The sequence below is a fragment of the Kutzneria sp. NPDC051319 genome, assembly GCF_040682195.1.
In the GTDB taxonomy this organism is placed as follows: domain Bacteria; phylum Actinomycetota; class Actinomycetes; order Mycobacteriales; family Pseudonocardiaceae; genus Kutzneria.
The window spans coordinates 1-17,336 of sequence record NZ_JBFBAM010000060.1 but is presented as its reverse complement, the minus strand read 5'-3'; the positions used below and the strand labels follow the sequence as shown (position 1 = coordinate 17,336).

General features: G+C 70.2%; 16 protein-coding genes and 1 pseudogene. 10 read left to right on the top strand and 7 right to left on the bottom strand.

All coding sequences use genetic code 11. From position 1 onward, the window contains the following. The first annotated feature begins 15 nt into the window (after positions 1-15). Both AB0M73_RS37565 and AB0M73_RS37560 read left to right on the top strand, forming a co-directional pair. Positions 16-342, top strand: a complete 327-nt coding sequence (locus AB0M73_RS37565; RefSeq protein WP_363901489.1) for a hypothetical protein — start codon at positions 16-18, stop codon at positions 340-342. Further along, positions 339-503, top strand: coding sequence for a hypothetical protein (locus AB0M73_RS37560; protein ID WP_363901487.1), 165 nt, complete (start codon positions 339-341; stop codon positions 501-503). Before AB0M73_RS37565 ends, AB0M73_RS37560 begins: the two co-directional genes overlap by 4 nt. A gap of 90 nt (positions 504-593) precedes the next feature. Here the strand turns inward: AB0M73_RS37560 and AB0M73_RS37555 are convergent, their stop codons facing one another. Both AB0M73_RS37555 and AB0M73_RS37550 read right to left on the bottom strand, forming a co-directional pair. Continuing rightward, a complete protein-coding gene (locus AB0M73_RS37555) occupies positions 594-2,351 on the bottom strand; it encodes a recombinase family protein (protein ID WP_363901484.1) in 1,758 nt (585 codons plus the stop codon). A gap of 4 nt (positions 2,352-2,355) precedes the next feature. Further along, a complete protein-coding gene (locus tag AB0M73_RS37550) occupies positions 2,356-2,592 on the bottom strand; it encodes a hypothetical protein (RefSeq protein ID WP_363901481.1) in 237 nt (78 codons plus the stop codon). A 361-nt stretch (positions 2,593-2,953) separates the two neighbouring features. On the opposite strand from AB0M73_RS37550, the gene eccCa reads away from it, so the two are divergent. The 6 genes from eccCa to AB0M73_RS37520 all read left to right on the top strand — a co-directional run bounded on the left by eccCa (position 2,954) and on the right by AB0M73_RS37520 (position 10,217). Next, positions 2,954-6,832 (top strand): type VII secretion protein EccCa, encoded by a 3,879-nt coding sequence (gene eccCa, locus AB0M73_RS37545; protein WP_363901621.1) that lies wholly within the window; start codon positions 2,954-2,956, stop codon positions 6,830-6,832. Positions 6,833-7,163: 331 nt separating this feature from the next. Continuing rightward, positions 7,164-7,523: a hypothetical protein gene (locus AB0M73_RS37540; RefSeq protein ID WP_363901478.1), complete on the top strand. Its 360-nt coding sequence runs from the start codon at positions 7,164-7,166 to the stop codon at positions 7,521-7,523. A 16-nt stretch (positions 7,524-7,539) separates the two neighbouring features. Beyond that, positions 7,540-7,842: a hypothetical protein gene (locus AB0M73_RS37535; RefSeq protein ID WP_043723824.1), complete on the top strand. Its 303-nt coding sequence runs from the start codon at positions 7,540-7,542 to the stop codon at positions 7,840-7,842. 88 nt (positions 7,843-7,930) lie between these two features. Continuing rightward, positions 7,931-8,281, top strand: a complete 351-nt coding sequence (locus AB0M73_RS37530; RefSeq protein WP_363901474.1) for a hypothetical protein — start codon at positions 7,931-7,933, stop codon at positions 8,279-8,281. Then, positions 8,272-9,495, top strand: a complete 1,224-nt coding sequence (locus AB0M73_RS37525; RefSeq protein ID WP_363901471.1) for a WXG100 family type VII secretion target — start codon at positions 8,272-8,274, stop codon at positions 9,493-9,495. Before AB0M73_RS37530 ends, AB0M73_RS37525 begins: the two co-directional genes overlap by 10 nt. A 2-nt stretch (positions 9,496-9,497) precedes the next feature. Continuing rightward, complete coding sequence (locus AB0M73_RS37520) at positions 9,498-10,217, top strand: hypothetical protein (RefSeq protein ID WP_363901468.1); 720 nt, start codon at positions 9,498-9,500, stop codon at positions 10,215-10,217. Positions 10,218-10,356: 139 nt separating this feature from the next. Here the strand turns inward: AB0M73_RS37520 and AB0M73_RS37515 are convergent, their stop codons facing one another. Further along, positions 10,357-10,797 (bottom strand): VOC family protein, encoded by a 441-nt coding sequence (locus AB0M73_RS37515; RefSeq protein WP_363901465.1) that lies wholly within the window; start codon positions 10,795-10,797, stop codon positions 10,357-10,359. Positions 10,798-10,856: 59 nt separating this feature from the next. Here AB0M73_RS37515 and AB0M73_RS37510 point away from each other — a divergent pair, with 59 nt between their 5' ends. Further along, positions 10,857-11,501 carry a TetR family transcriptional regulator gene (locus tag AB0M73_RS37510; RefSeq protein WP_363901462.1) on the top strand — a complete coding sequence of 215 codons (645 nt, stop codon included), beginning with the start codon at positions 10,857-10,859 and terminating at the stop codon, positions 11,499-11,501. On the opposite strand, the gene AB0M73_RS37505 is transcribed toward AB0M73_RS37510, so the two are convergent. The 4 genes from AB0M73_RS37505 to AB0M73_RS37490 form a co-directional block, all read right to left on the bottom strand. Next, on the bottom strand, positions 11,491-12,645 hold the full coding sequence (locus AB0M73_RS37505; protein ID WP_363901459.1) for a S8 family serine peptidase: 1,155 nt from the start codon (positions 12,643-12,645) through the stop codon (positions 11,491-11,493). The two genes, AB0M73_RS37510 and AB0M73_RS37505, sit on opposite strands and share 11 nt — an antisense overlap. Continuing rightward, the gene (locus AB0M73_RS37500; protein ID WP_363901456.1) at positions 12,642-13,910 is read right to left on the bottom strand and encodes an ATP-binding protein; all 1,269 of its coding nucleotides are present in this window, start codon (positions 13,908-13,910) and stop codon (positions 12,642-12,644) included. Before AB0M73_RS37500 ends, AB0M73_RS37505 begins: the two co-directional genes overlap by 4 nt. A 157-nt stretch (positions 13,911-14,067) precedes the next feature. Further along, positions 14,068-14,193, bottom strand: a complete 126-nt coding sequence (locus tag AB0M73_RS37495; RefSeq protein WP_363901453.1) for a hypothetical protein — start codon at positions 14,191-14,193, stop codon at positions 14,068-14,070. A gap of 127 nt (positions 14,194-14,320) precedes the next feature. After that, entirely contained in the window at positions 14,321-16,807 is a 2,487-nt protein-coding gene (locus tag AB0M73_RS37490; RefSeq protein WP_363901450.1) for a hypothetical protein, read from the bottom strand. A gap of 268 nt (positions 16,808-17,075) precedes the next feature. Here AB0M73_RS37490 and AB0M73_RS37485 point away from each other — a divergent pair. Next, positions 17,076-17,196, top strand: a pseudogene (locus tag AB0M73_RS37485) (IS30 family transposase); the annotation flags it as partial. Positions 17,197-17,336 lie beyond the last annotated feature (140 nt).

Genomic DNA, 17,336 nt, shown 5'->3' with positions numbered 1-17,336 from the left:
GAAGGGACCACCCTCATGACCACCACCACGACTCCCACCAGCCGGCCCCGCCCGCTGCGGGTGGCCGCCTCGATCGTCGGCGGCCTCGGCGCGCTGGTGTCCGGACTGGTCGGTGCCGGCCTGCTGACCAGCGGGCAGGGCGGCGCGGTCACCGGCCTGATCTCCGCCGCTGTGGCGCTGCTGGCCGCGTTCGGGTTCGTCATCACCACAGAGCCACGCGTGACCCCGCTGGCCGATCCCGTCGACCAGGCCGGCCGCCCGCTGCGCCCCGCCGAGGCGACCCCGCCGGCCGAGGCCGCCGACCCGCCCGCCTCGCCGGCCGAGGGGAGCACCACGCCGTGACAGCCCCGACCGACCACCGCCGGCACCTCACCCCGCAGCAGTGCGCCGCCATCCACGCCCGGGTGGACGCGGCACCGCCGCTGACCGCCCGCCAGCGTGACCGCCTACGGGCGGTGTTCCGCCGCACCGTGGCCGAGCTGGCGGCCTCGGCCGGCACCTAGCCCGCACACGCCAGCGGCCCCGCCCGGAAACCGGACGGGGCCACTGGGGGCCATACAGCGCCTGCCCGCAGTGCGGGGCGGGCGCGCTGCTCACGCCGCTACGGGCATGTCCTCGGGCAGGTCGTACAACAGACCCGGGTCAATCGTGCTGGTGTCCATCTCCTTAGCCCCCTTGCCCCGGGTCGCAGACGGGCCGATCACCGGCCGCATGATCGTGCGGACCACCGCGCGCTGACCCTCGATGTCCAGCCGCGCGAACGCGGCGCGGGCGTTGACGCCAGTCATGTTCTCCAGCGCCGCCGGCACCCGCACCCGCCGCGCCGCCGCCTCGGCCTGGCGGATCCGCTCCAACAGCCCCGGCTCAATCGCCCGGAACGACTCCCGCGACACGTTCCCGGCCGCCGCGTCCGCCTGCCACATCGCCAGTTCCGCCCGCAATTCCTGCGCAGCCTGGTCCGCTGTGGCGGCCTCGGCCTTGCTGGTCTTCAGACGGAAGATCTCCGCCGCGTCGGGACGCTCCAACGTGCACAGCGCGAATTCCAACAGGTAGGCGTGCAAGGCGTAGTAATCCCGACTCGCGTGCCCCTTGGGACACCGGTACCGGGGGCCGTCCTTAGAGCTTCCCCGACCGAATCCCAGACCACACGTGCGGCACGTCGCAGTACCCGACCACAGGTGTTCCAACGTCTCCGTGTTGGTGTTGCGCTGACGTTCCGGCGCACGCAGAACCGCCGACAACTGGACATGCTCGGACCGGCGGACGATCGGCGACCACGCCGCTTTCACCGCGACCATCTTAAAACCGCCCTTGCCGTCCAGCACTTTCACCATGTGCTCTTGACCGTGGTGAATGCGGATAGCGGCGGCCGCCTTGCTCAGCGCGATGTTGCGCACCTTCGTGGTGTCCCACTTGCTCGGGATCACCCACGGCACGCCCTCGGAGTTGAGAAGCTTCGCCGCGCCCTTGAAACTCTCGCCGGCCTCCACCAACGCCACCGCCCGCTGAGCGACCGGACGCGCTTGCGGTTCCAACTGGGCGAGAAACGCGCGCCACTGCTTCGGGTGCTGGTACAGCTCGGCGAGTTTGAGAACGTGCGCGCGGGTCCACTTTCCGTCCCGGGCGCACGGCACACCCGCCTCATTCAACCGCCGGGCAATCCAGCCAAGGGACTTCAGTTCGAGGCACCACCGGACAATCCGGCGGATCGTCTTCGCCTGCTCCCAGTTGATCACCCACCCCAGGGACTTGCCCGTCTCCGGGCTGTACACCCGGTTGTACCCATATGCCTGCGGCCCAGCGTGCTTGCCAGACTTCGCGCGCTTCCGCACACCTCGGCGGATGTTGACCACCAGCGTGTCAATGAAGTTCTCCGCCTCGACCGCATCGCGTGCGGTGGCCTTGCGGTCGTTCGGGTCGTTCATGTCGTAGACGCGGCCGTTGTAGGACAACGCGCCGCCGGCATCGATCAGGATTCGGCGCACCCGCGCGAAGATCTCCAGATCGCGCTGTCCACGGCTGGCGTCAAAGAACCAGATCAGGTTCGCGCGACCGGACCGAACCTCATTGATAGCGGCCTCATAGTCGGGCCGCTCTTCGGTGGCGTACACGCTGGCACTGATGTCGTTATCGCAGAACACGCCGCCGTCAAGGATGCCGTGTTCCTCGAAAAACTCTTCACCTTCGTCAAGCTGCGACTGAACAGAGATGCTGTATCCCTGCGCGTCCTGCGATGCGCGGAGGTACTTCACGCCCGTCCATTGCTTCGGCGTGGCACCGTAACGGGGCCGGCGAGAAGCGAGCGACGGACGCGCGGTCTTGTCGACAACCTTTTCGAGCGATGCGGTCATTGGACTATCTCCCCCCGAAACGGCGCGAGCCGACCCGCGCGTGAACGACACCAGGACACGACCAACCGTGAGAACGCAACCACTGTTCCATGGCGAGTTGCTGCCGGTCGGTACTTCGTTCCTCGGGGATGTCCTTGGACGGCCGATAGACGATCACGTTGCGCACGATCGGCGACGCATCGTCACCAATGCGCGCGACGATGCGGACGGTGTGCCGGGGGAACTGAGACGTCGTTTCCATGTATTCCATAATAGGCGATTCGGAATCGGAAACGACCGAAATTGCTGCGGTGGCTGGCGGTGTCGCCAGGCGGCCGGCGCTGGTGCCGGCGGCGGAGTCCTGTCCGCCGCCGGCAGGCCGCGACGCGGCCCCGTCCGGGACCGCCTCACGGGCGCTGGCAGGGCTGCTACCTGCGGGTTCCTGGGGTGTCACGTCAAATGACCCTAGGAACGAAGAGCGCTAAGGCGTCCTTCCCTGCATGAACGTGGCCGTGGTGGCGGTAGAAATACCCACAAGCCCCACCCGTTTCTCTGGGCAGAATGCCGTTGTGAGTGCTACGCAGACCCGGCGGGCGCCGCTGGAGCCACCGAGCGGCGAGATCATGTTGCAGTCGCCGCCGATGCTGCCCAAGGGCTCCAACCAGGGCGCGGTGCAGCTGCTGTTCTTCCTGCCGATGATGCTCGGCATGGGAGCGATGTCGTTCGTCTACATCGGACGCAGCGGCGGCGTGATGACCTACGTCTTCGGCGCGCTGTTCGCGGTGTCCATGGGCGGCATGGTGATCATGTCGCTGGCCCGGGGCGGGGCGGCCAAGAAGGCGCAGATCAACGAGGAGCGGCGGGACTACCAGCGCTATCTCACGGGCCTGCGCGGCCAGGTGCGGGAAGTGGCGGAACGCCAGCGGATCGCGCTGACGGCGGCCCAACCCGAACCGGCCGACCTGTGGGCGTTCGTGGAACGGGGACGGCTGTGGGAGCGGCGGCGAATGGATCCGGCGTTCGGCCGGGTCCGCGTCGGCTCCGGCCCGCAGCGGCTGGCCACCCCGCTGCGAGCGCCGCAGACCGTGCCGCTGGAAGACCTCGATCCCGTCTCCTCCACGGCATTGCGGCACTTCATCCGCGCCTACGCCACGGTCCAGGACCTCCCGGTGGCGATCTCGCTGCGCTCGTTCGCGCGGATCACGGTGACCGGTGATCGGCGGCAGGTGCTGGACCTGACCCGGGCCATGCTGGCGCAGCTGGCGGCCTTCCACTCACCGACCGAGCTTCGCATCGCGTTCTGCCTGCCCACGGAACGGATCCGCGACTGGGAATGGGCGAAGTGGTTGCCGCACAACCAGGGCACCACCGGCGATCCCACCGGCCCGACCCGCCTGGTGGCCGACCGCGTCGGCGTGCTGGCCGACCTCCTCGGCTCCGACCTCGGCGAGCGGCCACCGTTCAGCAAGGCAAATTCCCCCGAGTACCAACACATCGTGGTCGTACTGGACGGCGGACGCACCTCCGACGACAGCCGACTCGCGGCCGCCGGGGGCCGCCAGGCCGTCACGGTGATCGACGTCAGCGGCGGCATCCCGGACGAGCCGTCGCAGGACACTGACCTTTCCCTGCACGTGGCCGGCGACCGGCTGGGCATGGTCGTCGGCGAGGACAGCGACCGGCGGATCGCGCTGCTTGGCCGTCCCGACCGCTTCGACCACGCCTCGGCCGAGGCCCTCGCGCGCCAACTCGCCCCGCTCTACCAGGGCCAACCGGTAGTCGCGGCGTCGCCGATGGCCGCGAACTTCGGGCTGCCGGGGCTGCTCGGCATCGGCGATCCCCGCGACCTCGACACCGCCGTCACGTGGCGTCGCCGCACGGCCCGGGAGCGGCTGCGCCTGCCGATCGGCGTCGACCCGGACGGGCGGCCGGTCGATCTGGACCTCAAGGAGTCGGCCGAGGGCGGCATGGGACCGCACGGCCTGGTCATCGGCGCGACCGGCTCCGGCAAGTCGGAACTGCTGCGCACCCTGGTGATCGGCCTGGCCGCGACCCACTCGTCCGAGCAGCTGAACCTGGCGCTGATCGACTTCAAGGGCGGCGCGACCTTCGCCGGCATGACCGGCCTGCCGCACACCTGTGCCGTGATCACCAACCTGGCCGAGGACCTGTCCATGGTCGACCGGATGGGCGACGCGATCAAGGGCGAGCTGGTCCGCCGGCAGGAACTGTTGAAGGCAGCCGGAAACTACGCCTCCGTGCGTGACTACGAGCGGGCCCGGATGGACGGGGCGTCGCTGGATCCGCTGCCGTCGCTGCTGGTGATCATCGACGAGTTCTCCGAGCTGCTGTCCAGTCAGCCCGACTTCATCGACCTGTTCGTCATGATCGGCCGGCTCGGCCGCAGCCTCGGCATCCATCTTCTCCTTGCCTCGCAACGGCTTGAGGAGGGCCGTCTGCGCGGGCTCGACTCGCACCTGTCGTATCGGGTCGGCCTGCGCACGTTTTCCGCCTCGGAGAGCCGTTCCGTGCTCGGTGTGGCCGACGCGCACCAGCTGCCGCCGGTGCCGGGCTCGGGTTATCTGCGCGTGGACACGGAAACGCTGATCAGGTTCAAGGCCGCGTTCGTGTCCGGCGAGTTGCCGCCGCGTGGTGTCGTCGAGGCCGGGCCGGCGCAGGGCCGCGCCGTTCTGCCGTTCACCCTGGCGCCGACGCCCATCCCCGAGATCGTGGCCGAGCCGGTGGCGACGGAGCTGCCGAGCACCGGCGAGACGATCATGGGCACCATGGTGGACCGGTTACAGGGCAAGGGACCGGACGCCCACCAGATCTGGCTGCCGCCCCTGGGCGAGCCGCCGACGCTGGACCAGCTGATGCCGCCGCTGGGCGCGGATCCGGAGCGCGGGCTGAGCCCGGTCGGATGGGGCGGCAACGGCCGGTTGATCGTGCCGGTCGCCATCGTGGACAAGCCGTTCGAGCAGCGGCGTGACCTGCTGTGGGCCGACCTGTCCGGCTCCGCCGGCAACGCGATCGTGGTCGGGGCGCCGCAGAGCGGCAAGAGCACGTTGCTGCGCGCGCTGATCGGCGTGCTGGCGCTGACCCACACGCCGGCCGAGGCCCAGTTCTTCGTGCTGGACATGGGCGGCGGCGCGCTGCGTCCGATCTCCGGCCTGCCCCACGTCAGCGGCTACGCCACCCGCCGCGAGCCCGAGCGCCTGCGGCGGATCGTCGCCGAGGTGGCGACGCTGCTGGCCGAGCGAGAGCTGTTCTTCGGCGCCAACGCGATCGACTCCGTCAACACGTTCCGGCAGCGCCGGTCGGAGTTCACCGAGAGCGCCGACGGCCGCGAGTTCGGCGACGTCTTCCTGGTCGTGGACGGCTGGGCGACGCTGCGCGAGGAGCAGGAACAGCTGGAGCAGGCCGTGATCGGGCTGGCCGCCCGTGGCCTGGGCTTCGGCATCCATGTGATCGTCTCCGCCAACTGGTGGATGGGCGTGCGGCCTCAGCTGCGCGACGCCGCCGGCACCCGCTTCGAGCTGCGCCTCGGTGATCCCGCCGACTCCTCGATCGACCGCCGTGCCGCGCAGAATGTGCCGGCCGGCGCGCCCGGTCGCGGCCTGACCAAGGACAAGCTGCACTTCCTCACCGCACTGCCCAGAGTGGACAGTGACCAGCGGCCGGGATCGTTGGCCGCCGGCACGACCGCGTTCGTCGAGGCCGTGGCCAAGGCGTGGCACCACCCGCCCGCGCCGCCGGTTCGCCTGCTGCCACGGGAAGTCCCGCTGGCCGACATCTCGGGCGGCGAGGGCAGGGCCGTGCCGCTGGGGCTCGACGAGGCCGACCTCAAGCCCGTGCACCTCGATTTCGCCGCCGAACCCCACTTCCTGGCCTTCGGCGACGTCGAGTCCGGCAAGACGAACCTGCTGCGCACCATCGCCAAGGGCATCACCTCCCGCTACACCGCCAATGAGGCCGCGATCATCGTCGTCGACTACCGGCGCGGCCTGCTCGACGCCGTGACCGGTCCACACCTGCTCGGCTACGCCGGCGCCGAAAACGCTGTCACCGGCCTGGTTTCCGAGGCCGCCGCCGCCATGCGGACCCGCCTTCCCGGCCCCGAGGTGACCGTCGAGCAGTTGCGTGAGCGCAACTGGTGGACCGGGCCCGAGCTGTTCGTCCTCGTCGACGACTACGAGCTGGTGGCCAATCCCGGCCGCAATCCCTTGTCCCCCTTGATGGACTTCCTCCCCCAGGCCCGGGACGTCGGCCTGCACCTGATCATCGCCCGGGCCAGCGGCGGCGCCTCCCGCGCCCTGTTCGAGCCCTTGGTGCAGCGCGTCCGGGAACTCGGCTCGCCCGGCATCGTCCTGTCCGGCTCCAAGGAGGAGGGCATCCTCCTGGGCGACGCCAAGCCCTCCCCCCAGCCCCCCGGCCGCGGCCAGCTGGTCCGCCGCCGTTCAAGGACGTCGTTGGTGCAGGTGGCCATGTCGACAACTCCCTGACCCTGCCAGGACCAGAGTCCGCTCGGCCCCGCCCCTGCTTCGCCCGTTGCTGGATTTTCGCCCGCCGCCACCCGACGCGCCCACCCACCCGCGCCGATGCGGCGGGGGAAAATCCGGCAAGGGCGAGGCAGGGGTCACGAGGGGCCGAGCCCCGCGCGGGACGCGCGGCGTCAAGCACAGTGCCGAGCCCCGCGACGCCGGAGGCGGCGCCATTCAACGCTGCGGGTAATTGTGCCGTCACTCGACCTGTCAGTTGTGCCGTTTGCTCGAAGCCTCGCTGTTCCTAGCGTTAGCGGTGACCAGAAGGCAGTCGAGCGAGAGGAGGTGGCCCGTGAGCAGCCCCGGCTTCAAGGCCGACGCAGCGGCGATGACGCGAGCGGTCCAGGGTTTCGAGGAGTGCGCGGCGAACGCCAAGAAGACCATGTCGGACTTGGAGAACGACCTGGTCTCGGCGCTGAGCCACTACCAGGGCAGCCAGGCCACCGCGTTCTGGCAGCTGCACACGCAGCTCCAGGACAAGATGCGGGTTGCGAGCACCGAGCTCGACACCATGTCCAACCTGGTGAACCAGAGCTTCCACAACTACGGCAGCGGTGACAGCACGGTCGCCCAGAGCCTGACCAGCCTGTCCAACAACGTCGACGCCGGCGGGGCGGTCTTCGGCCGCCTGACCGGCGGCGCGTCGGTCTGACCCGAGGGAGCACACGATGACCGCCGACCAGATCAGCGTCGACTTCGCGGCACTCCAGGTCAGCTCGCAGACCCTGGCCGCCAAGGCGAAGGCGCTGCAGGAGTACCTCGACCAGCTGCACACGGCGCTGCAGCCGATCAAGGCCACCTGGTACGCCTCGGGCAGCTCCGCGGGCCAGGCCTCGGAGCAGGCCGAGACGCGGCTGCGCAACGCCACCAACGACATCGCCAACATCGTCGGACAGTTCGGCGGCAAGGTGCTGGAGGCGCACGACCTCCAGCTGGCGTTGGAGAACAAGAACACGCAGTACTTCGCGTGACCTCCGGCGGCGGCGGTCCGGCCGGCGCCGGCCCGCCGCCGTCGGCGCGCGTTCACCACAACTGACGAATCTGGGGAGCTGACCAGGGATGTGGGACCAGTCGTTCTCCGTCCATCTGGAGTCGCTGACGGACTTCGCCCGCGAGCTGCAGACCCAGCTGGACGGCATGGGCAACCCGATGGACCAGCTCACGCAGCTGGCCTCGGCGCCGGTGCTGCTCGGCGACTTCGGCGAGGCGTTCACGTTGGCGCAGCGCACGAAGGCGGCGGTCGCGGAGATGCACGGCCTGCTCGACCAGGTGCGGCAGGCGATCGAGTTCGCCGAGAACGTGACGAAGACCGTCGCCATCGGCTACGAGCGGCTGGACGACGATCTCGCCAGCGGCATGCAGGTCACGACGGGTTACGCGGACAGCCAGGGTGACTCCACATGGACATGACCCCACACACGAACTTCGGCCAGTACAGCCACGAGCAGCTCTACGCGATGCTGTTCGCCAGCGACCCGGACACCGTCGGCGACGCCGCCGACATCTGGGACACGACCGGCAAGGGCTTGCACGACAAGGCCAACGACCTCCAGTCGCAGCTGTCCGGCTTCAAGGACAAGTGGCAGGGCGGCGCGGCGCAGCAGTACCAGTCGATGATCGGCGATCTCTCCGAGGGCATCCGCAAGGTCGCCGAGACCGCGTTCGCCATGCGGGACCTCACCCACGACGCCGCCGAGGCGCTGACCACCGCACGGGCCAAGATGCCCAAGCCGGTGAACGTGCCGCAGGTGTCGCCGTCGGTGATGTCCCTTGCCACGACGCAGATCCAGGTGCAGGCCGACACGCCGCCCCAGGTCGTGGCGCAGATGCAGCAACAGCAGGCGGCCGCGATCTCCCAGGTGCGGGACCAGCAGTCGGCCGTGGCGGCGTCGAATGCCGCGCACGCCGAGGCCGTGATGGTGATGCAGGCCCTGGCCGGCGACTACACCACCGCGCAGCAGTCGATCCCGCCTTCTCCCAACGCTGAGCAGGTTCCGTCCGGTGCCGCGCCAACGACCACCCAGTCCGGCGGGGCGGTGAGCGCGCCGATCGTGTCGACGTCCTGGGTCAACACCGCCACCGGCACCACCACGACCTTGCCGGCCGGCGGCGTGCCCACGAACGCTCAGCAGGGCGGATCTCCGTTGTTCGGCGGCATGTTCACCGCCGGGCTGGCGGCCGCGTCGGCGGCGGCGTTCGGGCGCTTCGGGTCGATCATGCCCAAGGTTCCCGGCTTCGCGAAGCCCAAGAACGACGAGAAGTCCACGGCCACGCCGGCCGGCGCGAAGCTCGGCGACTCGTCGCTGAAGCTGCCCGGCGGCGCCGGCGGCGGCGGGGCGACAGGCGCAGGTGGCGGCGGTGTGCCCGGGTCCGTGCCGACGAGCATGGTCTCCAGCGGCGGCTCCCCGACCGCCGATCTCGCCGGCGGCGCACTGGGCGCGGCCGTCGCGGATGCCGCCGGCAGCAAGGCAATGTCGCCGATGATGCCCATGATGCCCATGAACGGGGCCGGGGCCAACGACATGGGCGGCGGACGCCGGATCCCGCCGTGGCTGGTCGAGACCGAGGACGTGTGGGGCGAATCCTCCGCCGTCGCCCCGTCCGTGATCGGCGAGGACTTCTGACCGTGCCGACCATCACCGCCCGGGAGATCGCCCAACACGCCTACGCCGCCGGCTTCCGTGGCGACTCCCTCACCACCGCCGTCGCCGTCGCCCTGGCCGAATCCCATGGCGAGACCGGGATTCACGGCGACGTCAACCTCCAGACCGGCACCTGGGGCCCGTCCGTCGGGCTGTGGCAGATCAGGTCCCTCAACCCCGGTCACGGCACCGCCGCCGAGCAAGCCCTGCGCAACGCGCAGGCCAACGCCGACCCGGCGACCAATGCGCGGCACGCGTACGCGATTTCCCGACAGGGCAACAACTTCCGGCCATGGTCCACGTACACGAACGGCGCCTACCGGGGTTATCTCAACCAGGCGCGGACCGCCAGCCGTCAGGTCACCAGCGGCACCTCAACCGGCGGCGCCACTCCCACCTCGTTCCGGGTCGCCCCGCGCGCCCTGGACCAGGTGGCCGCCGAACTCGCCGCACAGGCACAGCGGCTGCGGTCCCTTCAGGGCGAGGTCGGCTCCCCCGGTCCGGCCCCGTCCGCCTTCGGCGGCCTGCCGCAGTCGCAGCAGGCCGCTGAGGTGAACACCAAGCTGGTCGAGGTCCTCGCCGCGCGCATCACCGCCCAGGCCGACCGGGCGGCCGCGCTGTCGGCCGGCGTGCGGTCCAGCTCGGCCAACTACCAGCAGGGCGACGACCAGGCCGCCCGCTCCTACCTGTCCCTCATGCCCTGACACCCCCCGCGAGTCCCGCCCATCGGCACACCGAAATACGGTTTCCCGCACATTCGAGCCTCATATGCGCGTCGTTGCTGCCTCCATACGCCACCTGCGGACCGCATGCGACAGAGCTCGGCAGGCGGGGGTGGGCCGATCAGGCATCGGCCGTCCGGCCGTAGCCCTTGCGGCCGGTCTGGTCGATGCCGTGCTCGGCGAAGCTGCACAGGCGGATCTGGGTGCCGTCGGGGTCATGGAAGACCAGGATCCAGCCGATTGTCGCGTCGATGACGGGCGAGTGCTCGATGCCGAGTCTGTCGAGGTGGGAGGCCCATTCCTCGGCCGCGGCCCGGTCCTCGACGCCGAAGCCGACCGGGTCGAACCCCCGGAAGCCGGCGGCGGCGTCGGGGTTCTCGCGCAGGCCGAGGAAGGACTCTCCAAGGCCCTTGGCCGTGCCGGCGACGCCACGGACGACGCCGTCCTCGTCGGGGAACTCGAGTGTCGCCTCGAAGCCGAAGACCTTCTCGTACCAGGCCCGGCTGACAGCGAGGTCGCTGACCGGGAACTTGACGTGGTGGATGCCTCTGAGTCGCGGCATGGCCGGGCCCTCCATTTCAATGCAGCGGCACTGCATTAACAGATGATAGAGTGCGCCCGATGAGTGACGACGTCAAGCGCCCCTACCGGTCCCGCCGGCGCGCGGAGACGGCCGAACAGACCAGGGGGCTGATCCGGGCGGCCGCCGCGCGCCTGTTCGTGGCTCGGGGCGTGAGCGTGACGACCATGCGCCAGGTCGCCGCCGAGGCCGGCGTCGCCGAGCGGACCGTCTACACCGCTTTCCCGACCAAAACCGCGCTGTTCAACGAGGTCGTCGACATCGCGACCGCCGGCGACGAGCTCCCGGTCACGATCGCCGACCGCGCCGCCTTCACCGACCTGTTCACCGAGACCGATCCCCGCCTCGCCGCCACGCTCTGCGTCACCTTCGGCACCGCCCTGCTCGAACGGGCCGGCGACCTCATCATGGCCGCCGTCGAGTCCTCCGGCGCCGACGCCGACATGCGCGAGTTCTGCGATCGCGGCGCCGCCACCAACCGGGCCAACATGCTCACGCTGGCCCAGGCGTGGTTCGACAACGGCCTGCTCCGCCCGCACCTCGATCCTGACGCCGCCGCCGACGTGCTGCACACCCTCATGTCGCCGCACGTGCACAACTTGCTGCGACGGCAACAGGGTTGGCCCGTGGACCGCTATCGCGCGTGGCTCGTCGACAACCTGCTGGCCATGGTGCTCAACGGCTGAGCTTCCAGCCCCGTTCTCGGCCACGCCGAATCGTCAGGGTGATCAACCCGGCCAGCGCGGCCAGCCCGACGCCACCGAGGGCCAGTCCGCCGACCAGGGCGTTGATCGGCGGCTGGACGGGGGCGGCGGCCGGGACCAGGTCCGGCGGCGTCGCGCCGGCGGGGGAAGCGCCCGGACCGGGCGCAGTCAAAGGAAGTTGCGAGGTCACGGCGGCGTAGGCGTCAACAAGACCCCAGCCCAGCCGGGGATCTCGTCCGCCGCCCGAGGCCCGGGAAGCGGTGAGGGTGAGGCGATTGACGATCTGAGCCGGCGTGGCGGTCGGCTGATGAGACCGCAGCAGGGCCACGGTGGCGGCGACGTAGGCGGCGGCAGCGGAAGGGTCCTTGATGGGCCAGGAATGGCCGAAACCACCGGCCGACGTGCTGACGAGATCGGCGCCGGGGGCGGCGATGTCGATGTAGTCGCCGGCTTCGGTCTGGACGGCGACGCCGTTGCGGTCGACGGCGCCGACGGCGAGAACACCGGGCAACGCGGTGGGATAGCTGACGATTCCCTGCTGGGTTCCGGCGGCGGGAGAAACGATGACCGAGCCGGCGGCGAGGGCGGCGGCCACGGCGTCGTCAAGGGCCGGACTGTCCACAGTGGTCGGTATGTCGACGAGGATGGTGCCGGCGCCGGCATGAACGGCCTGGGTGATCGCAGTGGCGAGACGGCCGGGGTCGCCGGGGTTGGCGTCGCCGGACCCGGCGGTGTAGCGAACGGGCAGCAGGCGGGCACCGGGTGCGAGGCCGACAAAAGTGGTCTGGTCATCGGGTTGGGCGCCGATGATGCCGGCGGCGAATGTGCCCCGGCCATCGCAGTCGGCGACGCCGCCCGGGCGTGCCACGAGATCGTCCGAGGACAGCATCTGGTCGTGCCCGAACTGCGGGTTGCTGCCATCGACCCCGGCGCCGACGATGGCCACGGTCTGTCCGGTTCCCCTGGTGAGCAACCAGATCCGCGACGGGTCGACCAGCTTCTGGGCCCACGACGGCGGATCCTGGTACACCTCGGTCGAGGTGGCGCAGCCGGCGGCCTGGGCAAGCGGCACGTCCACGAACAACGCCACCACGAGCGCCACGAACAACGCGGCGGTCACCTTCACCGGGGCACCCACAACGTCACCCGAGTTCCCCGGCCGGGCTGGGAGTGCACCTGTGAGCGGCCGCCGACCTCGGCCAGCCGGGCGGCGATGGACTCGCTGATGCCGAAGCCGGCCGGCCGATCGGCGTCGCTGAACCCACTGCCGTGATCTCGCGCTATCACGGCGATGCCGCCATCGCGCTCCTCGATCCGCAGCACGGCCACATTCGTGCCGGAGTGCTTCATGGTGTTGCGCAAGGCTTCCCGCGCCGCGTCGCGGACGGCCCGTCGCCGCGCCTCCGGCATGGTGCTGTCGTCGACCTCCGAGAACACCAGCTGGGCCCGCAACCCCTCGCGGGCCATTTCCGTGGCCAGCAGGGTGAGATCCTCGCCGATCGTCGTCGGATGCGGCAGATCCGGCTCGCCGGCCAGCCCGCGCCGCAGTTCCATCGCCTGGGCCCGAGCGATGCCGCGCAGCTCGACCGTCCGGTGATCGTCGCCGGCGACGGGCAAGGCCATGACCTCCAACGCCTGCAACACGGTGTCGTGCAGCTCCCGCCGAACCTTGGCCGCCTCGGCCTCGCGCCCACGCCGGATGCCCAGCCCCAACGCCAATCTCGTGCCCAGGCCGACCAGCAGCAGCGCCCCGGTCGACGTCACGATCGTGACGCCGAGCAGCAAAGTGTTGCCGACCACCGTGATCACCGGCAGGGACATCGCCGCCTGCATCGGCACGCTCAGCGCGGCCAGCAACAGTCCGAAGGGGATTCCCCACGCGACCGTCCACAACGCGACGGAGCCGACCAGATGGGTCCAGGTCAGCGCGGAGGCCGACGGATCGAGGTAGCCCACCACGAGATTCGCCGTGACCGCGATGGCCGAGTCGGTGATCAGCAGCCCCCGCATCGACTCGTTCAGCACGCTGGGAACCCGCAGCGCCCACACGATCGTCGCCGCGTTCAACACGAACAGCACCAGGCCCACCGCGAGGCCGAGGCCGGTGTGGCCGGAGGCGAGCACCGGGAACAGCATCGCCGGCAGCACGACGAAGCGGTACACCATCGGCACCAGCACCACATACTTGCAGGCCCGTGCCATCAGGGAATCGGGCTCCGGCTGGCTTTCCGCCGAGCACATGGCCGAAATCCGCTGCCAGCCCGGCACCGGCGTCGGGTCCACCACCTGGTCGGGCACGTCCCGAGGCGTCGCCGCGATCACCGGCGCACCCCGGCGCAGCAGCTGCACGAGAAAGCTCGGCACGCGCGCCGGGTATCCGGCCAACGACATCAGGACCCCTCCGATGCGCCTCGGCTACCCCAGCACCGTACCGGGGCCGGGGCGGGCCTTCGAGGGGCTCAAGGGAAGTCGCCCTGGTGCGCGAAGGCAACCCCCTTGAGCCGATCAGAGCAGAATCTTCAGGCGCCGTTCAGGCTGCTCACCAGCGTCACCGGGCCGCGGCCGGCGGCGGCGCGCTGACGACCACCCACGCCACGCCGCCGGCCAGCAGGAAAACGGCGGTCGAGACGACGGCCGTCGCCCAGCCGGCGGTGATCAGCGGCGGGCCAGCCACCGGCCGGCCAGGATCCTGACCAATACTTCCGGTCTCTCGGCAACACACCGAGCACTGTGGACCCACGCTCACCCTGCCCTTGGTCCGGGCCGCCGCCGGCGGTACCGCCGGACCTGCGTCTGATCGGCTACGACGGATAGGGCACGGCCGCCGCCAGTTCCCGGATGTCCTCGTCCTCGTGCGCCCGGAGTTCGGCCAGCCGTGTCGGCCATGGCTGCGCCCAATTCGTTGAAGCGCCGCCGATGTGGACCAGTTGCAGGGCGAGGCGGGTCGGCACGTAGCCGCCGATCCCTTGCAGTTCGGTGAGAATGACCTCCGCCGACGCCTCGTTCCACTCTCGCGGCCGCACAAAGCTCCTGCTGGACATGCGATCCGGCCGATCGCCTATGAGCGCGACGAGTTCGCGCCACCACGCTGGATCGAGGCTGCGCATCGCCGTCATGGTGAGCGCGTCGACGGCGAAGCGGACCATTCCGGACTGTTGGAGCGTGTCGACGTAGCGGCGGGCCAGGTCCGTCGAGCGGCTACGGAACGCCACCGACCGGAAGGCCCGCAGCCAGTCGGTCTCGCCGGAAATCCTGGCCAGCACGGCCATTGCGGCCCTGTCGCCGGCCTCCGTGTCCGCTGCCGCCCACAGTGTGCTCACTACGGCGGCGGACAGGCCGGGCTTGCCGGCATGCTCGACCACGCGGTCGAAACCGTCCGGCGCCAGCCGCCAGAGCTTGCCGTACGCGCCGATCACGTCCTCCTGTCCGTGGGGGATCGCATCGACCACCAGGCGGGCCAAGGTCACCGACTGGTCGCGGGTCAGGCCGACCACCGGTTTACGCAGCACCGATTGCCGGATCTCGTCATCGTGGTCCGCCAAAGCCGCCGCCACGGCCAGGGCCACTCGCGGGTCCTCGTCCAGGAACGTGACCAGCGAGGACATCGCGACCGTCCTGAGGTCACGGTGACCGTGCTGCCACAACCTCAGCAGGCGGCCTACCGCCGTCGGCGGTCGGGTCTCGGCCAGCAGCCGGGCCTGTTCCCTTTCCCCGCCAACGGATATCGCCGTCAGCTCACCGTCGACGAGATCCGCCAGCCGACGGGCAGCCAGCTTTGAGATCGGGCCTCGGCGGGCCTGCACACAGCGCACCAGCACGTGTTCCGCAGTGATGCCACGCAGGGCAGCCAGCGCCAGCGGTTGCGGCGCGCGGTCGAGGAGGTGGATCAGGACACCCTGGTCGTGCACCATCTTGGCCGCCTCGACCCGCGCCGTCAGCTCGGCCGTGTTGTCCATGGCCAGCCGGGCCGCCTGCTTTTCGTAGATCAGCCGCTGTACCAGATTCCACCGCCCGGTTTTGCTGGTCGGCCCGGGCCATCCCATCTTCAGGACGTCGTCGACCAGATCGGTGCGGCGGCCGGCGATGATCGCCCAGACCTCGGGTTCGAGGCCGTGCCGAGGATCTCGGGCCACCAATTCGACGGCCTGTTGCTCGGTCATCACGCCGATCCGCTCCTTGAGCCTGCGCTGCGCCCTTCGGTTCTTCGGCGGCTGGTCGAGGTGACCCGACATGACGTCGATCATCCGCTGCCACAACACTTTCGGCACCGCGTCGAGCAGCCTCCTCGGCGCAGACGCCAGTTGTTCGAGCACCGCCGTCCGCGTGAAGTGCCAGTCCGTCCAGGCCCGCTCCGTGTGCGCCACCGCGTCAGCAAACATCGCGCCGTCGCCATTTCTCACCGCACAGGCAAGGAACTCGCTCCACGCCGACGCCCGGTCTCCGTTGTTCACCGCGTCCAGCAGCTGCTCCGCAACCTCCGCGAACGGCAACGCACCGATGAACTCCTTGCGGTCACGGACGTATTCCCTGCGCTCGCCCAGCGGCAGCGTCGCTATCTCGTCCACCGTGCTGTACTGGTCGATCAGCCCGCGCCGTTGTTCCTCCGGCAGCTCGGCCAGCACCCGCGCCCGTTCGTCGAACCGGATATACGGCCACAGCTTCTTGGGGTCCGATGTGGACCTCAGCGCCGCCACTGCCAGCCGTGCCGTCCGGCACAGGCGTGGATTCTCGGCCAGAAACTCGCCCACCGCCTCCGGTTCTCGCACCACCAGCCGTTCCAGCAGCTTGGCCGCTTTCCCTGGCTCGGCGCGGATCACCGCCACCATCACTTTCGGCGCCGTCTTGACCAGCTGTTGCCGCACCGACAGGTCCGCACCCGTTCTCGGCAGCCATTCTTCGACCATCCCCGGCGAGCACGCCGGCAGCAGCCTCGACGCCTCCACCCGCCCGCGCCGCTCGAACACCTTGGGCAGCAACGCATCCGCCAGCGACCGCCGCCCGATCCTTTTCAGCAGCCCGTACACCAGCACCCGATCCCCGCGCGGCGCCGTCTCAACCAGCTCCGCCAGCACCTCATCCGGCACCGGCACCCTCCGCGCCGCCGCCAGCGCCCTACGCCTCAGCACCGGGTCGCCCAGCGCCCGCACCACCTCGACAACATCCCGCCGCACCGTCGCATAGTGCAGCGCCAGATGTCGGTGATAGCCGTCCCCGGAGTCCAGTTCCCTGTGTACCGACCGATATTCCGCCTCGGTCAACAGCAACGCATGCTCCGCCAGCGCACGCATCCGCGCCGCAAACGGAAGCCGATCGACAGCCGCGCTCACCGAATGGGGGTGGCGTCGTCCTTCCTGGAGATCATGCCCGCATGATGACACCGGCCGGCCGCTCCCGGCAACCGCCATGGCGCCCACCCAGCGGCGGTTCCTAGGAGTCGTGGCAACACCTGAGTGATCAGGAGCCGCACCCGTGGCCGAACAGCACCGCGGCCGGATCCCGGACGCCATCAGCGGGGCCCCTGCCCATGCGTTGCCAGCCTCGTCTCACCGACCAGGCCGGCGCTCGTTGACCTGGGACCAGGGCTGCCTGCACGGGCCGTGTCACCGCCGCCACCGGGATACCGGTCCGCCTATACAAACCGCGCTCGCCCTGGCAACGCGGCTCCAACGAGAACAGCGGTGCCCCAACGGCTCCAGCCCCCACCCAAGCGGTGGTTTCTAGGGGTCGTTGCAACACCTGAGTGATCAGGAGACGCAACGATGACCAGACGACACCGTGACCGGATCCCCGAGGGCATGACCCGGGACCCGGCCCGGC

Excerpts from the sequence above, each read along its gene's own strand:
- AB0M73_RS37565 (WP_363901489.1), top strand. The coding sequence starts at position 16 with ATGACCACCACCACGACTCCCACCAGCCGGCCCCGCCCGCTGCGGGTG.
- AB0M73_RS37555 (WP_363901484.1), bottom strand. The coding sequence starts at position 2,351 with ATGACCGCATCGCTCGAAAAGGTTGTCGACAAGACCGCGCGTCCGTCG.
- AB0M73_RS37550 (WP_363901481.1), bottom strand. The coding sequence starts at position 2,592 with ATGGAAACGACGTCTCAGTTCCCCCGGCACACCGTCCGCATCGTCGCG.
- eccCa (WP_363901621.1), top strand. The coding sequence starts at position 2,954 with ATGTTGCAGTCGCCGCCGATGCTGCCCAAGGGCTCCAACCAGGGCGCG.
- AB0M73_RS37535 (WP_043723824.1), top strand. The coding sequence starts at position 7,540 with ATGACCGCCGACCAGATCAGCGTCGACTTCGCGGCACTCCAGGTCAGC.
- AB0M73_RS37530 (WP_363901474.1), top strand. The coding sequence starts at position 7,931 with ATGTGGGACCAGTCGTTCTCCGTCCATCTGGAGTCGCTGACGGACTTC.
- AB0M73_RS37525 (WP_363901471.1), top strand. The coding sequence starts at position 8,272 with ATGGACATGACCCCACACACGAACTTCGGCCAGTACAGCCACGAGCAG.
- AB0M73_RS37515 (WP_363901465.1), bottom strand. The coding sequence starts at position 10,797 with ATGCCGCGACTCAGAGGCATCCACCACGTCAAGTTCCCGGTCAGCGAC.
- AB0M73_RS37510 (WP_363901462.1), top strand. The coding sequence starts at position 10,857 with ATGAGTGACGACGTCAAGCGCCCCTACCGGTCCCGCCGGCGCGCGGAG.
- AB0M73_RS37500 (WP_363901456.1), bottom strand. The coding sequence starts at position 13,910 with ATGTCGTTGGCCGGATACCCGGCGCGCGTGCCGAGCTTTCTCGTGCAG.
- AB0M73_RS37490 (WP_363901450.1), bottom strand. The coding sequence starts at position 16,807 with ATGCGTGCGCTGGCGGAGCATGCGTTGCTGTTGACCGAGGCGGAATAT.